Source organism: Clostridium beijerinckii HUN142, assembly GCF_000621745.1.
In the GTDB taxonomy this organism is placed as follows: domain Bacteria; phylum Bacillota; class Clostridia; order Clostridiales; family Clostridiaceae; genus Clostridium; species Clostridium beijerinckii_A.
On the sequence record NZ_JHXK01000008.1, the window covers coordinates 49,208 to 66,208 of the forward strand.

Below are 17,001 nucleotides of genomic sequence, written 5' to 3' on the forward strand. Positions count from 1 at the left end.
TTTCTCAATTATTGGTTTCTATTTTATTTATTTTGACAGTCATTAATTAGAATCATTATTCAATGAATTTTCTTGAATATCCAAATCTTCTTCTATATCTTCTAAATCTTCAACTTCATCTTCAATTATAGATTCTTCGATAATATCTTCATAGATATATTTCTTCCAATTTACATATATATAATATAAATTTATAACATCCTGCTCATTATAAAGAAGAATTTTTTCTATTTTCTCTTCTGGCATTCTTTTAAAATAGCTTTTATCTTTCATAACTTTGTGAAAAGTTTTAGCTAGATTAGATCCGCTAATCACTTCTCCTTCTCTTATAATATCAAAAACTTTTTCTAACTTCTTAAGTCCAATAGACAATTTTTTATTTTTTTCATATTCTTTTTGGATATCAATCGAATCAAATTCTTCACTAAAATTATAATATATATTATTTTCTTTGAAAAGATAATTAATAACTGAAAAATCATTATTCCCTGAAAAAGTGATAATGGCCTTTTTTCCTTTTTGTTTCATCTTTATAAAATATTCTTTAGCGAGATATAGTATCTGTGTCGCCTCATCTCTATCTTCAATCATGTATTGGGTTACTAGAATATTATTATTTTTCTTATCATACTCACATGCCCCAAATACTCCGATACACTTAGGCTTTTTATATACATAATGCTCTAAATCAAAGAAGATAATTTCTTCCGGTGTATATTCTTTATCTTGAGACTTCATCATAAAATCTTCACTACATTCTTCAACCTTCACCTTATTTTCACGAATAATCACAGTATCACTCTTTTCTATAAGAATTGTATATCCTCAATGTCCAAATTGTATATTACATCCTTTCTTTCAACAACAACATTCACTCTTTTTATTAAATCTCTATCTTTCAATACCTTTTGCAAAAGTTCTTTAGTTGGATTCATACAATAAGGATGCTTTACATTTTTAAACATAGTATAATCGCCTGCTGTATCTCCATATGCATAGCTGTCGTTTAAATCTATACCATACTTTTTAACAAATTCATTTATCGCCTTTGATTTACTTTTACTATCCCACATTGGTGTAACTTGCCCAGTATATACATTTTTATCATCTATAATATATTTTGCACCTATATAATCTGTAAAGCCATATTTCTTGGCCATTTCTCCAACAAGCTCTGAAGGCGATCCGGATATTATAATTAGAGTATGATTATTAGCTTGATGCCACTTTATTCTATCCCTTGTAAAAGTATATACTCTATCACCCTTTTGTTCTACAACTTTCTTAGCTATATATTCCATTTGATATTTCTGTAATCCTTTAATTGATTCTATATATATATCAATCATTTTTAACAGATATTGATCATAATCACCTTGCCTCTTATCCCATTTCATAAAATAAGGCCTTAAATCATTATACCATCTTTCTGAACCTATAATTTCATATTTAACCATTTTCTTAAATACTTCTGTTATTAATCCTTCTCTGTATAAAGTTCCATCCAAATCAAAAAACGCACCTATATTTGACATTGACTCACATCCTTTTATACTTATTTATTATACTTTATTTTTTCATTTCAGAAAAGCTTATAAAATTTATATGATTAATTTAAATATTGAACTTTTCTGCATATAAAAACATTTTATACAAACGAATATATTTTCTTTTTTATTCTATCTCAAAACATAACCTTCTGAATTAATCTTTTTTATAATTTATACCCGCAAGACTCACAATATTCACATATTTGACTTCAATATAAATTCATAGAGAATAAAAAACACTACCAAATGTATTTATTATTGATAGTGTCCTTAAAGTTTATCCATACTTATTCTATAAAAGTTAGAATTTCATCTATATTCTTTCGTACTTTTTTTCTTATATTATCATCTTCTGGATATCCAACAGCTACTACTAATCTAATTCTTTTTAACTTATTTATATTTAAAAGTTTCTTTAATTCCTTTTCATTAAACCATCCTAGAATACAAGTACCTAAATTTTGTTCTGTTGCCGCCAAACATATATGCTCAGTTGCAATACCAATATCATTAGATCTATAATCTTGCTGTTTAATTAATGCCCCAGCACGTGAAGTTAAATTACCACTTTCCTCTACTACAATTATAAAAGCTGGACATTCTGTAGTAAATTTGTTCATAACCGCATCCTGCAAGCATTCTGAAACCTTAGGAACTAACTCTTTATTACTTACAACTACAAAGTGCCACGGCTGGCTATTACATGCTGATGGAGCTAATCTTGCAGCCTCGATGCATTTTACTAACTTTTCTTTTTCAACAGGTTTATTTAAATATTTCCTGCAGCTTTGACGCTCGTTTAATAAATCTAAAAATTCCTTCATAAAAACTCTCCTAAATTCTTTATAATCTTTTATAAGTCAACTTCTCCAAGGCTTTCTTTCTTAACTAATTCTGGGTTCTTCCCCCTAAACTCATCCACTGTTTTCTCATAATATATTTTTATAGTTGCCATTGTAGGTGACCCCAAAAGCATCCCAAAAGGCCCCCAAAAACCGCCTCCTATAGTAACTCCTAATATTATTCCTAAAGGACTAACTCCAACTTTCTTTCCTATAAGTTTAGGATCAAGGTACCATGCATCAAAAAGGTGAATACAAAGTAAAAGTATAAATACCATAAAAGCCTTCATAGGCGAAACAAAAATTGCAACACCTGCACCGACTAGTTCACCAATGAGCGGTCCGAAATAAGGAATCATATTAGTAATCCCCTCTATCAGCGCTATTAGCGGTGCATATGGCTCTCCAACAATCAATAAACCTATAAGTGATATAATCCCTATTATTGCCGAATCAATGGCTTTTATCCCTATATAAACTCCTATCATTTTATTATAAGTTCTAACAAATGTAATTAACTTATTTCCCTTTTCTTCTTTAAAAATCATATATGTTATAGTTCTAGCACGTTTTAACAACTTTTCTTTATCCACTAAAACATAAATTGAAATTAAAAATCCAAAAATCACACTAACTAGATTTGATGTAAATGATAATAAGTACATAACAAAATTTTGTAGCAGTCCTATTGTTACACTTCCTATCTGGCTTGATATTTCCTGTAGTTTATTTAGAAGTCCTGCTTGTACAATCAGTGTCTTTATTCTTTCATTTTGAAGAAGAGTATTGATCCACTTTTGTATAATTTCTACGTAAGCCGGCATTTCTTTAGTTATATTTACTATGCTGTCCACTATGCTTGGTATAGTAAAAAATAATATTATAATAACTAAAGCTATAATTATAAAATATGTAATCAATATTGATATTGCTCTCTTAGTTTTAAAATTATTCTCAAAAAAACTTACTACTGGATTTAATATATAAGCACAAATAATAGCATATATAAAAGGCGACATAATAGACAAAACTTTTCTACCTATATCAAAGAAAAAATCATAGTTATCTATAAGTTTATATCCAATTATACCTATTAAGGCAAATATTAATATATCCCTATACTTAATATTTCTATTTATAAACAATTCATTCCAAATCCTTTCTATACTTTTTTCAATTATTCCTCAATTATACCATATATATTGCTTTTTTAAGGCATATAAAAGAAATTGGCTTGTTATCTTTTTGATTATGCCTAACTTTGAATATCTAGGATCTAAAAATTTTATTCGCAAAAATATTCAATTCAAGCATATATAGCATAAAAATCCAACTTTATCGAAGCTTACCTTAAGCCATAGGATAATTCAAGATAGCTAATTTTCTAAAGAATAAAAAATAGAGAGTTGCTACATAGAACATCCCTCTATTTCAAAAAATTATAACAAATTTAATATTAAATAACTACATTTTTTCTACTACATTTATTCCAAGTAACTCTAATCCATTTTTCATTACTTGTAAACTTGCTTTAACTAAGTTTAATCTTGTAGCTTTTAAATCTTCGTCTTCTAAGTTTAACACTGAATGTGCATTATAGAATTTATTAAATCCTTTTGCGACTTCAATTACATATCTTGTTAATATTGAAGGTTCTAACTTATCTAACGCTAAAGTTATTACACTATTGAAATTAGCTATACTCTTAACTAGTTCAAATTCTTCTTTTGACGCTAACTTACTGTAGTTAACAGTTCCAGCACATTGTCTTCCTCTGTTTAGTATACTATTTCCTCTAGCATATGAATATTGAACGTATGGACCTGTTTCGCCATCAAATGATAATATTTCTTTCCAATCAAAAACAATATCTTTTTCTCTTGAGTTTTTAAGATATGTAAAGATTACTGCTCCTACCCCAATCTTCTTAGCAACTTCTTCTTTATTTTCAAGTTCTGGATTTTTTTCATTTATAACTTCCATTGTCTTCTCTACAGCTTCGCGAAGTAAATCATCAAGTAAAACAATTGATCCATTTCTAGTTGAAAGTTTTCTATCTGCAAATTTAACTAACCCAAAGCCTACATGAACACAGTCTTTAGACCATTCATGTCCTGCAAGTTCCAATACTTTAAATACTTGTTTAAAGTGAAGTGCTTGTGGAGTTCCAACTACATAAACACATTTGTGGAAATCATAAGTTTTCTTTCTATACATAGCAGCTGCTAGATCTCTTGTAGCATATATCGATGCACCATCACCCTTTAATACTATACAAGGTGGCATATTATATTCTTCAAGCATTACAACTTGAGCTCCATTACTTTCTACCAGAAGTCCTTTTTCTTTTAATTCATCAACAATAACATCCATTTTATCATTATAAAATGCTTCTCCAGCTAATGAATCAAATTTAACTCCTAAAATGTCATAAACTCTTTCAAATTCTTTTAAACTCAACTCTCTAAATCTAGTCCAAAGAGCTGTTGCTTTTTCATCACCAGTCTCTAGTGCTTTAAAGTTTGCTCTTGCTTCATCTTCTAATGACGGATCTTTTTCAGCTTCTTCATGGAATTTAACATATATTCTAAGTAATTCATCAATTGGAGCCTTTTCTAATGCTTCTTCATCTACCCATCTATCATACGCACTTATAAGCTTCCCAAATTGAGTTCCCCAATCTCCTAAGTGGTTCAATCCTACAGTATTATATCCTTCTTTTTTAAACATCTTGTATAAAGAATTACCTATAGCTGTAGTGAATAAGTGACCAACATGGAAAGGTTTTGCTATATTAGGTGAAGAATATTCAACACAAACTGTTTTTCCTTCTCCTACATTTGATGACCCATAATTTTCTCCATCTTCTAAAACCTTCTTAATTGTATTTTCTGCAAATACTCCTTTATCAACAAAGAAGTTAACATATGGTCCTAAATTCTCAATTCTTTCAAATCCTTCAGTAGACATATTGTTTTTTAATTCTTCTGCTATCATATTAGGTGCTTTTCTCATAACTTTTGATAGCTGAAAACATGGGAATGCATAATCTCCCATTTCTGGCTTTGGTGGTATTTCAATTAATTTTTCAATAGTTTCAATTTCTAATTCCACATGTTCTTTTATTAGTTCTGCAACTTTACTTTTATAATCCATAACGTCCTCCTTGATTTTGGCTAAATATTATTATCTTAAATTCAACAGGAACTAACCTGTAAGACTTATAGCTAATCATTTAACTTTAATATTAATTATTATTTTTAACTTTTTGCAATAAATGTATTTATATAATTTATCACAAATATGTTATCATACAAACAAAAAAAGCCCCTCTCTTAAACAAAGAGACGAACTATCCGCGGTACCACTCTAATTGTATTTTATATAAATAAAATACCCCTTAACTTTTAACGCAAGTTTTTTTGCGACCAGCCCTACTAAAGGTTTAAAAATAATAATTTATATATCATATCAGCTATGTTAAATTATTACCTTTGTAACTACTTATTTCAGGTGATTTCTCCAAGGCTCTCTTCATTATAATCTATCCATAGGGCTTACACCGTCTCCCCACTCGCTTAAGGAATCAATCAAACTACTTTCCTCTTCTCAGAATTTTCAATATTAATGATAATACATTATACAAATTATCTTAAATTTTGTCAACTCAAATTTCAATATCCCCTGCAATATACTTATTATATTGCAGGGGATTTCATATTATAGAAAAATCTTTAGTAATGCATTCTTTATTATTTCTGCTGGAACATGTATTATTCTTCCCCCAACAAATATTAATGCTAGCATTATTAGCATTTGATATTGATAAAATTTTTCTTCAAATCTATAGAAAGTATTAGGCTTCAAGTCTCTTAAAAGACTGAACCCATCTAATCCTGGTATTGGTATCAAATTAAATAATCCTATATTTATATTAATTACAATCACTAAATATATCATTGAATATAGCACACCAGCTAATGCCATTGGCAGAAATCCGTATACAAATCTTACATAGATGCCCAACACCAATGCAGCTACTATAGCAACTATAAAATTTGCAATCGGCCCAGCTAAGCTTACCTTTAAATCATCTTTATAATAATTTTTATAAGCTGACGGATTAGTCTGTACTGGCTTTGCCCACCCAAAACTAAAGATAAGTACCGCTACAAAACCTACAGGATCAATATGAGCAATTGGGTTTAATGTTAATCTTCCTTGAAATCTCGGTGTCTTATCCCCTAACTTATCAGCTACTAATGCATGAGCATATTCATGAAATGTAAATGCAACAAGCATTCCTGGAATCATTAAAATCATATTAAGTATTGAATTCATGTTTTCCTCCTCTTTCGATATATATGTTTTGTATTATATTACAATTAGAACAAATTCCTTCAAGATAACTTATATATAGTTTCTAAGTAATATAATTACGTATTTACAAAATCATTTAGTTTGTATTATTCACTTACTATATTATTCCCAACATTATATCATAAAAGATTAATATCAACAATTTAAATACACTTATTCGTTTATATTACAGCCTTGTTATATGTTGTTTATTCATATAAAATAAAAATCCAATTTAATAAAGAGTGTTTAATTTCAATTTAATTAAACACTCTTTATTTAGGCATAATCAAAAAATAACAACTCCATATGCCTTAACAACTTTATTTATTATCATTTAAACTTTTATAAACTAATTTTCCATTGTTATCTTCAGTAGCTATGAAATCTTCTTTAATCTGAACAAGTTTTCCTTCATATTCAAATTCTTTTCCTGTACTTAAATTCTTAACACTACCTTTGAGATTATCATTAACTAGTATTTCACTTTTATTGCTAAAATACAAGTCATTAACATTTACAACCGAATCAAGTGCTACCTTCTTCCAATTTGCTGTATCTTCATCAACTTTTCCGTAAGTGATGTTGGTAATTTTATCACCATTAAGCTCACCAATATAAATTACATCATTTCTATCAATTCCAAGAAGTGTTAGATTTTTATTAGTATTAAATGTTAATGGCTTATTAGGGCTCGTAACAAAGAATTTACTATTTAACTTATCTTCATATATTAATCTATCGTTGTGTGGAACTACTTGCATATTTCCTAAGACATTAGTCTTAAGTTGCACTTTACTCATATCATTATTTATGTCAATTCTATAAACTATACTCTTTAATCCACCTTTATAAATATCTACATAATACACGTTCGTAAATATAGATGCACTTATCTTACTAACTTCCATGTCATCTTCAGCTGAGCATATTTCTTTAACTAGAGATTCTGTTGAATTTTTTACATTGTAAGTTATAATTTGGACTTTAGATTCTCCTTCTTTTTTGGCTTTCTCAGCTATTACTAATATATCTCTTTCTTGAAGCCAATCACAGTACATAATAGTTCCTTTACTTTCTGTTGTAACCTTATTACTTGTACCTGTACTAGTGTCCTCCAAATACAGTTCTTCATCCAATTTATATGTTAAATATTTACCATCATATGATATACTAACATCCTTAGCTTTGCTTGGAATACTAGCCTTAATATCTTTTGTAATATCTTTTTTTTGAACTTCTATTTTATTACTTTTAAATTCTGACGTATGCTTAAAAATAAAATTTTCTAAAATATATAAGCCAGAAATTTGTAATAGTATAGATAACAATGCCCACGCAGTTATCTTCTTAAACATCTTCATAATTCTACCTCACCTTCTGTTTATTTAACAATAACTGCTGTTGGAATAGATCTTTCTCCCATACTATTTGATGGTTTATTTCTAACTTCTCCATAGTAATACAATGTTGTTGATTTTCCACCATCTAAGTTCATTGCATTCCATGCGCCTAGCTGATGCATAATCTCTTGCAATTCCTTTAATGTTGCTCCTATACTTCCAATTTCTCTACCATCTATAACTAGAAGAATTATTGAGCCATCCTTCATTTGTCCTATAGCAGTTTTAGGGGCTGTCCCAAATCCTCCATCACCGTTTATCTTTACCATATTTCCATTAATTATCAATGCCGGACCAAAACTTAAAGCTTCTTGAATTCCAAGTTCTTTAAGTTTATCTACTGTATAATCGCCTACAACCATTACTCCATTTTTATCTATCCCAAAAGTTGTTGTTGGTTTATCTCCCACATCATTAACTTTCACTTCTCCACCAGTCATTACAATACCAGATGCCAATCCACCATTTCCTGTCCACTGAGCAGCAGATGATTGATCTGTAAATGCTCCACCATTAATAGCAGCTATGGCATCATTGTTTTCAGCAATTGTTGATGTTGTCTCACCTTCAACTCCTAATTTAGAACTTACTCCTATTTTAACTCTTGTTGGATCCTTTACAACTAAATAATAACCAGTATACTTAGAATTCTCTATATCATGAAGTTCTATAGTATCATCTTTAACCTTTGGAACTTTAATATCAGATATATTAGTGGTTTCACTAGTTTCTTCAGTTGAGTTTTCCCCCATAATTTCTGCTATTTTTTTATCTGATAAAAACCATGTAGCCAAATACTGATGGCTCATGGAAGTCATTGCCGCTCCAACATATTGACTTTTCGCATTGTCAAATGGCCCATATAAAAGTAAAAACGGGAATGTACATCCAGTAAAAAATAATTCAAATGCAAAAAATATAGCTAATGTCTTAAATGAAATTTTATTTGATTTTTTCTTACTCTTTTTCACCTTAGATTTCTTATTTATATTCTTATTTCTTCTATTTTCATCCATTTTATTATCCTCTCTAAAAATGCATTTTAATTGCATTTATAAAAATTACACCAGACCTAATTATATAATATTTTCAATTAGATTACAATAATTTCATTTTTCCAGCATTTTATTCTATCGTACACTTAAATTTCGCTTTTAAATACTCGCATTATGTTATAATAAGTCTTAGGAGGTATATATAAATGGAAGATAAAATTTTAAATGAATTAAAAAAATCTCAAAATTATGTTTCTGGCGAATACCTAAGTTCTACTTTAAATGTTTCACGAACTGCTATATGGAAACATATGAAAAACTTGAAATTAAAAGGTTATATAATAGAAGGAATTTCTAATAAGGGGTACAAATTACTTAATTCCCCTGACTTATTAAATAAAAATGAGATTTTACCTTTATTAGAAACATCTGATATTGGAAAAAACATAGTTTACTTTGATGAAATAGATTCTACAAATATTAAAGCAAAAGAGCTTGCACAAAAAGACATTGAACATGGCACTATAGTAATTGCAGAAAAGCAAACTTTGGGAAGTGGCCGCTTTAACAGAAAGTGGGTTTCTCCAAATGGCGGTCTTTGGTTTTCATTAATATTAAGACCTAAACTTCCTCCAACAGAAGCTCCTAAAATAACTCAAATTGCTGCTGCTTCTGTCTATAAGACACTAAGTAATTTTGGTATTAATTCAACCATTAAATGGCCTAATGATATACTTTTAAATGACAAAAAGTTTTGCGGAATTCTAGCTGAAATGAAATGTGACATGGATAGTGTTCATTATTTAGTTTTAGGCATAGGCATGAATATCAATATAGATGAAGGTGATTTTGACGATATTATAAAACCAATTGCTACTTCACTAAAGATTGAATATGATAAAGAGTTTAGAAGAAGTGAGATACTTTCAGATTTCTTAAATAATTTTGAAGTATTATACAATAACTTCATCAATAAACTAGATCTTTCCGAGACAATCTCAATCTGCAGAAATCATTCCAATATCTTGGGCCGAAAGGCAAAATTAATCACATATAATAATGAAGAAATTGTCACCTGTGTTTCTGTATCTGATAATGGTGACCTTATGGTTATAGATAGTAACGGAAATGAAAAAGCTGTAATTACTGGAGAGATTAGTTTTAATGGAATGAACTAAAAAACGTTATTGCGAAACACTCAAAATGATGAGATAACCAATCGAAAGAGAATACATATATGTGATAAAAAACTTGGAATGTTAACTTTTTTATTTTTTATTAAAAAGATTGATTATCGAGGAAATATAAAAACTGCTTGCAGGAATATGAATTTAGTTTAGATTTACTACTAAATAAAGAAAGAGAATATATGCTTTTGTGCAGTGTTCATTAGAAGATCTTGCTGGCTGTGATTCTTAGATTAGAAGTCGTTCCAAATATGCTAGTTCAAAACTTGCTTTTGAGGCTAGCATTTTGGGCACAACTTCTGGTCTTAGAATCACCCAGTAAAATCTTTTGAGAACCAGAACAAACGCATATATTCCCTTTCGAGAGCTCAGCAGTAAACTTAGACCCCACTCATACCGCAAGCATTTTTATATTTCGCTTAGTGTACAATAACTTTGGTTAATTTTAATTATTTATTCACAACTTTTTCAATATGCCCTTTTAGAACACTTGCTGATTCTTTTAATTTTTCCAATTCATCATCATTTAGAACAGGGTTTACAATTCTCACAACACCCTTACTGTTTAAAATTGTTGGAACTGCTAAGTAAACATCTTCTATTCCATACTCTCCTTGCATCAAGCATGATACAGTTAAAATAGTATTTTCGTCTCTCAATATAGCTTCTACTATTGTGTTTACTGCTAGTGATACAGCAAAGTAAGTTGCATTTTTTCTACTTATTATTTCATAGGCAGCATTTTTAACATCGCTTTCTATTACTGATTTTACATCATCATCCCACTCTAAATTGAACTTTTTAGCATATTCTTCAAAAGTTTCTCCAGCTATGCTTGCAGTACTCCAACTAACAACTTCACTATCACCATGTTCTCCTAAAACATATGCATGAATATTATTATTATTTACATTAAAGTATTTACCAATTACATATTTTAATCTTGAAGTATCTAATACAGTTCCTGATGCTATTACTCTTTCCTTAGGGAATCCAGATAACTTATAAGTTATATATGCAAGCACATCACAAGGATTTGATACTACTAATAAAATAGCATTTGGGCTTGCTGCTGCTAATTGTGGAACAAAACTCTTAAATATATTATAATTTTTCTCAATAAGATCTAATCGAGTTTCTCCTTCCTTTTGAGCAGCACCAGCTGTGATTATAACCACATCAGAATCTCTAGTTTCTTCAATACTTCCCGCATAAATGCTAACAGGTTTTACAAACGAAGTACCATGTACTAGATCCATAACTTCCCCCATTGCTTTATCCATATTTATATCAAATAGACATATTTCTGTAGCTACTCCACTATTCATTAATGCATATGCTGTTGTTGCACCTACAAAACCTGCACCAATCACAGATATTTTACGTTTTCTTTCTACCATTATATATTCCTCCTAATTAATACAATATTAATTCTATTATTTCCAGATAACAATCTTATTATTTGCTTTTAACAATTTCTCATTTTAAATATTATGAAAGTTATCATACAAAAATTTTATTAATTAATAATCATTATTATCCGATTATACCTTATTTGAATTTTTTCGTAAATACTATATAATTAAATTTAGCAACTTAATAATAAATTTATTAGTAAGCACATAGACGTAATTATTTTTAAATGTTTTATCCGATAGCCAGCGGCCATAAAACTCACTTGCACTGTGCGAAAGCGACTATACCAAATTGAAAGCTCACAGAGAAAGTTCTGCTAACCAAATACAAGATTTGGAGCATCACTTTTTGGAATATTTGCTTTTCTTCAAGTGGAAGATAACTGCTGCACGCTCCTGAACGAAGTCCCCCTTGTGGGTACATTGTGACCCTTGTGGTTATAAGTTCAACTAAATTCAAATGGAGTATAAACTCCACCTAAAAAGTTTCACTTTACGCAGAATATGGAGGTACACTTTAATGAAATTATTATTTTTTGATACAGAAACTACTAGTATAAAACCCGGCAGCATATGTCAGTTGAGTTACATAACTGTTGATGCTAGTGTAAAACCTCAAGTAACCACTGGTAAAAACTTCTTCTTTACAGTTGATGAGATGGATCCCTCTGCCCAAGAAATTCACGGTTTTTCTTTAGAAAAGCTTTATGAATTGTCTGATGGACAATATTTTGAGGATTTAGTAGCTGAATTTCTTGATGATTTTATAACTTCTGATTTCTTAATCGGCCATAATGTTAATTTTGATGTTAGATTTTTAAAACATGAATTGTTTTCTTTAGGAGAAGATTTTCACCCAAAAAATGTTTTCTGCACTATGGCTTACTATAGAGATATATGTAAGATTCCAAAAGCCAATGGAGAAATCAAAAATCCAAAATTATCTGAAGTAATAGATTGGTTGAAAATATCAAACGACCAAATTGTTGAGACATCCGAAAAATTATTTGAAGGTAGCGGAAACTATCACGATGCTAGATTTGATACAGCTGCAACATATTTAACTGTCATCGAGGGATTAAAGAAAGGATACTTTCCCAAAGGATATTTTTCAAATGTTCTAGCTAAGAACTCTAACGGTTCAAAATAAAATATAATTTTTAGTTATTAACACCTCAATAGAAACATCATATAATATACTATAACTTGTGGATTTTACTCTAAATATTTTTTATGGTATCTAAAATTTTAGATTTGAACAATTTTAAAATTTATTCTTGTCTTGTTTAAACTATAAATGAGGTGATAAGATGAAAAAATATGTTTGTGAAGTATGCGGATATATTTATGATCCAGAACTCGGAGATCCAGATGGAGGAATTGCTCCACATGTAGATTTCAATGATTTGCCTGATTATTGGGTGTGTCCTATTTGCGCTTTTAACAAAGATAATTTTTCTTTACTAGAATAACGTATTATAAAAATTATATATAACTCATCTCGTAAAAATTAATATACTTAAAGATAATTTAAATCAATCTTTTCATATGAAACCAAAAAGACTATATGGACTTATATATTATGTCCTATAGTCTTTTTATATTTGGAATTAATTTTTTAACTTTAAAACATTTGTACTTTTTTATGAGCTTAGTTCATTAAAATTCATCTAAAACTATCAGGCATTATAAAGCAAGCAATTTTATTTTACTAAACACTTTCATGGAATGTTCTGCTTATAACTTCTAATTGTTGTTCTTTTGATAGTCTACTGAAGTTAACTGCATATCCTGAAACTCTAATTGTTAATGTTGGATACTTATCTGGATTTTCCATCGCATCTATTAATGTTTGCCTGTTAAGAACATTAACATTTAAGTGATGAGCTCCTTGAGTGAAATATCCATCTAAAATTGCAACTAGGTTGCTAATCTTTTGGTTCTCATCTTTTCCAAGTGCATCTGGAACTATCGAGAATGTATTTGACACACCATCTTGGCAGATTTCATTGTATGGTATTTTAGCGACTGAGTTAAGTGATGCTAATGCTCCATTTATATCTCTTCCGTGCATTGGATTTGCTCCTGGCGCTAAAGGTTCCCCCTTCTTTCTACCATCTGGTGTTGTCCCAGTTTTCTTACCGTACATTACATTTGATGTAATTGTAAGTGCTGATAATGTATGCTTAGCATTTCTATACAATGGATGCTTCTTAAGTTCAGTTGAGAATTTAGTAACTAACGCTACACCTAAGTCATCTGCTCTATCGTCATCATTTCCGTACTTAGGGAAATCTCCCTCAACTTCAAAATCTATAGCTATGCCTTCTTCATTTCTAATTGGTCTAACTTTTGCATATTTAATAGCTGATAATGAATCTATTGCCACTGAAAGTCCTGCAATACCAAATGCCATTAATCTTTCCACTGCTGTATCATGAAGTGCCATTTGACTTGCCTCATACGCATATTTATCATGCATAAAGTGAATTATATTCATTGTATCTACATAAACCTTAGCAACATATTCCATTACCTTATCATAATTCGCCTTAACTTTATTAAAATCAAGAATCTCTTCATCTGTAAGTTTTGAAATTCCTGGCACTACTTTAATGCCTTTTAACTCATCTACTCCACCATTTATAGCGTATAAAAGTGATTTGGCAATATTTGCTCTAGCACCAAAGAATTGCATTTGCTTACCAACTTTCATAGCCGATACGCAGCAAGCTATTGCATAATCATCACCATAAACTGGTCTCATAACTTCATCATTTTCATATTGAATAGAGTCTGTTTTTATTGAGATTTCCGCACAATATTTCTTAAAGCTTTCAGGTAATTTATCTGACCATAAAACTGTTAAGTTTGGCTCTGCTGATGTTCCTAGGTTTATTAAAGTATGAAGATACCTAAATGAATTCTTTGTTACAAGCGGCTTGCCATTAATACCTACACCACCAATTGACTCTGTCACCCAAGTTGGGTCCCCACCGAATAATTCATTATACTCTGGAGTTCTTAAGTGTCTAACTAATCTTAGTTTTATAATTAATTGATCTACTATTTCTTGAGCTTCTTTTTCTGTGATTAATCCTGCTTCTAAATCTCTTTCAATATAAACGTCTAAGAATGTTGAAGTTCTTCCAAATGATGTTGCAGCTCCATTGTTTTCCTTAATTCCTGCTAGGTATCCAAAGTATAAATGCTGCGCTGCTTCTTTCGCATTTGATGCTGGCTTAGATATATCAATTCCATATTTAGCTGCCATTGATTTTACTTCACCTAATGCTCTAATTTGAGTAGAAACTTCTTCTCTTTTTCTTATTAACTCATCAAGCATATCGCCATTTAGATTATCAAGATCCTTTTTCTTTTCTTCTATTAAGTAATCTATACCATAAAGAGCAACTCTTCTGTAATCACCTATTATTCTTCCTCTACCATACGCATCTGGAAGACCTGTTAAAAGCCCTGCACTTCTTGCAGCTCTTATTTCTCTTGTATATCCATCAAAAACACCTTCATTGTGAGTTTTTCTGTATTTAGGGAAATATTCTTCGATATTTTTATCTAATTCATACCCATATTCTTTTAGTGAGCTTTGAACCATTCTCATTCCACCAAATGGATTTACAATTCTTTTAAGAGGTGCATCTGTTTGAAGTCCAACTATAACTTCGTTATCTCTATCTATATATCCTGGATCATAGTTATCAATTCCTGACACTCTATCTGTCGCAACATCAATGATTCCTTTTTTAACTTCTTCTACTATTAAGTCATAAGCTTTTGCCCATACTTTACTTGTTTTTTCTGTTTTATCTTCTAGGAAACTTGAATCTCCTTCATATAGCTTATAATTCTTTTGTATAAAGTTTCTTACATCAATACCCTCTTTCCACGTTCCGTTTTTAAAGCCTTCCCATTGTTTAAACATAATTTTTCCCCCTTAAATTAAATTTGCTTACGTGATTTTTTCACATAAAAAAAGCCGACACAATCCAGGCTTTTTTGCCCAGACGGTCGGCTCTTTTGGCATATAATATAATACGCCTAGTCATACTTCATGTGGTAACTCCACTTCCGTCAGTCATATGACCAATATCTAATATAAGAATAATACTAAAGCATTTAGTTTGTCAATAAGAATAATTTTACACTTACTATTATGAAGTTAATTTTAGTAATAAATTTAAAATATCACCCTTATAAAGTTATATTATTTATCACGAGAATAATCTCCAAATATCTCTTTCTGATATTTCTTTATTAACTCCTTATCCATAGCCTTTACATTTTCAAGGGGATATTTAAGTCCTAGCACATCATACTTATTTGCACCTAATAAATGATATGGAAGTAATTCTACTTTTTCAACATTAGGTATATCATCAATATATTTTTTAAGTTCCTTTAAATGTTCTATATCATCTGTTAATCCTGGAACTACAACATGCCTTATCCACATCTTTGTATTATTTCTCTTCATCGCTTCTAAAAATTTCAAGGATTCATCTATATTCATTAGAGTTACATTTTTGTATCCTTCCGGCGTGAAATGTTTTATATCAAATAAAACTAAATCTGTATATTTTAATATTTCATCATAATCACCAAATCCATAACCTGCTGTATCAATACAAGTATTAATACCTTTATTTTTACATAACTTAAGCGTTTCTAGTAGAAATTCTGGCTGCCTCAAAGGCTCTCCTCCTGAAAATGTTACTCCTCCACCACTACTTGCAAAGTAAGTTTTAAATCTTTCAATCTTCTTAACTAACTGCTCTGGCGTATATTCTTCTCCACCACTAGTAGCCCAAGTATCAGGATTATGACAATACTTACATCTTAATGCACAACCTTGCAAAAACACTACAACTCTTATTCCTGGTCCGTCTACAAGACCCATACTTTCTATTGAATGAACGTTACCTTTTACCATTTGTTACACCCCCTATACTTTTTATTATACTTCAAATTAATATATCTAAGTTCTAAATAATATAATTTATTCTTTATAAAATTATTTTTGGACATCATCTGAAATTTTAAGGAAAACCTTGTTGAATTACACTCTTTAGAATACATAATATTAATTTATTATTCCCCTAAATAAGTTTATTAATATTTAAAGGAATTGTATATTACACATGCATATACTTACTTAAATCATCTACCTCTACTATTTCTTCATCATAAGGCAAAAGAAGGGAAAGTTACCCTTCCCCTTCTTCCAAAAAT

At 29.8% G+C, this 17,001-nt stretch carries 14 protein-coding genes, 1 riboswitch and 1 other annotated feature; of the genes, 3 read left to right on the plus strand and 11 right to left on the minus strand.

The window, feature by feature from the left end; all coding sequences use genetic code 11:
• Positions 1-42: 42 nt before the first annotated feature.
• The 8 genes from T483_RS0101895 to T483_RS0101930 all read right to left on the minus strand — a co-directional run bounded on the left by T483_RS0101895 (position 43) and on the right by T483_RS0101930 (position 9,170).
• The gene (locus tag T483_RS0101895; protein ID WP_026885294.1) at positions 43-792 is read right to left on the minus strand and encodes a ribonuclease H-like domain-containing protein; all 750 of its coding nucleotides are present in this window, start codon (positions 790-792) and stop codon (positions 43-45) included.
• Positions 793-806: 14 nt separating this feature from the next.
• Positions 807-1,535, minus strand: coding sequence for an HAD-IB family hydrolase (locus tag T483_RS0101900; RefSeq protein ID WP_026885295.1), 729 nt, complete (start codon positions 1,533-1,535; stop codon positions 807-809).
• Positions 1,536-1,837: 302 nt separating this feature from the next.
• Positions 1,838-2,374 carry a nitroreductase family protein gene (locus tag T483_RS0101905; protein ID WP_026885296.1) on the minus strand — a complete coding sequence of 179 codons (537 nt, stop codon included), beginning with the start codon at positions 2,372-2,374 and terminating at the stop codon, positions 1,838-1,840.
• A gap of 29 nt (positions 2,375-2,403) precedes the next feature.
• Entirely contained in the window at positions 2,404-3,537 is a 1,134-nt protein-coding gene (locus T483_RS0101910) for an AI-2E family transporter (protein WP_026885297.1), read from the minus strand.
• Positions 3,538-3,856: 319 nt separating this feature from the next.
• Positions 3,857-5,548: an arginine--tRNA ligase gene (argS, locus tag T483_RS0101915; protein WP_026885298.1), complete on the minus strand. Its 1,692-nt coding sequence runs from the start codon at positions 5,546-5,548 to the stop codon at positions 3,857-3,859.
• 184 nt (positions 5,549-5,732) lie between these two features.
• Positions 5,733-6,012 (minus strand) — a binding site (T-box leader).
• Positions 6,013-6,112: 100 nt separating this feature from the next.
• Complete coding sequence (locus T483_RS0101920; RefSeq protein WP_026885299.1) at positions 6,113-6,733, minus strand: site-2 protease family protein; 621 nt, start codon at positions 6,731-6,733, stop codon at positions 6,113-6,115.
• A gap of 341 nt (positions 6,734-7,074) precedes the next feature.
• A complete protein-coding gene (locus tag T483_RS0101925) occupies positions 7,075-8,115 on the minus strand; it encodes a hypothetical protein (protein WP_026885300.1) in 1,041 nt (346 codons plus the stop codon).
• A gap of 20 nt (positions 8,116-8,135) precedes the next feature.
• On the minus strand, positions 8,136-9,170 hold the full coding sequence (locus tag T483_RS0101930; RefSeq protein ID WP_026885301.1) for a phosphodiester glycosidase family protein: 1,035 nt from the start codon (positions 9,168-9,170) through the stop codon (positions 8,136-8,138).
• A 185-nt stretch (positions 9,171-9,355) separates the two neighbouring features.
• On the opposite strand from T483_RS0101930, the gene T483_RS0101935 reads away from it, so the two are divergent.
• Complete coding sequence (locus tag T483_RS0101935; protein WP_026885302.1) at positions 9,356-10,327, plus strand: biotin--[acetyl-CoA-carboxylase] ligase; 972 nt, start codon at positions 9,356-9,358, stop codon at positions 10,325-10,327.
• A 458-nt stretch (positions 10,328-10,785) separates the two neighbouring features.
• Here the strand turns inward: T483_RS0101935 and T483_RS0101940 are convergent, their stop codons facing one another.
• Complete coding sequence (locus T483_RS0101940; RefSeq protein ID WP_026885303.1) at positions 10,786-11,736, minus strand: L-lactate dehydrogenase; 951 nt, start codon at positions 11,734-11,736, stop codon at positions 10,786-10,788.
• 535 nt (positions 11,737-12,271) lie between these two features.
• Here T483_RS0101940 and T483_RS0101945 point away from each other — a divergent pair.
• A complete protein-coding gene (locus T483_RS0101945; protein WP_026885304.1) occupies positions 12,272-12,901 on the plus strand; it encodes a 3'-5' exonuclease in 630 nt (209 codons plus the stop codon).
• A 160-nt stretch (positions 12,902-13,061) separates the two neighbouring features.
• Positions 13,062-13,223, plus strand: a complete 162-nt coding sequence (locus T483_RS0101950) for a rubredoxin (protein ID WP_026885305.1) — start codon at positions 13,062-13,064, stop codon at positions 13,221-13,223.
• Positions 13,224-13,462: 239 nt separating this feature from the next.
• Here the strand turns inward: T483_RS0101950 and pflB are convergent, their stop codons facing one another.
• Together pflB and pflA are read right to left on the minus strand one after the other, a co-directional pair.
• Positions 13,463-15,694: a formate C-acetyltransferase gene (pflB, locus tag T483_RS0101955; protein ID WP_026885306.1), complete on the minus strand. Its 2,232-nt coding sequence runs from the start codon at positions 15,692-15,694 to the stop codon at positions 13,463-13,465.
• A gap of 69 nt (positions 15,695-15,763) precedes the next feature.
• Positions 15,764-15,861, minus strand: a riboswitch (ZMP/ZTP riboswitch).
• Between the two features lie 115 nt (positions 15,862-15,976).
• Positions 15,977-16,702: a pyruvate formate-lyase-activating protein gene (gene pflA, locus T483_RS0101960; RefSeq protein ID WP_026885307.1), complete on the minus strand. Its 726-nt coding sequence runs from the start codon at positions 16,700-16,702 to the stop codon at positions 15,977-15,979.
• Between the last annotated feature and the right edge of the window lie 299 nt (positions 16,703-17,001).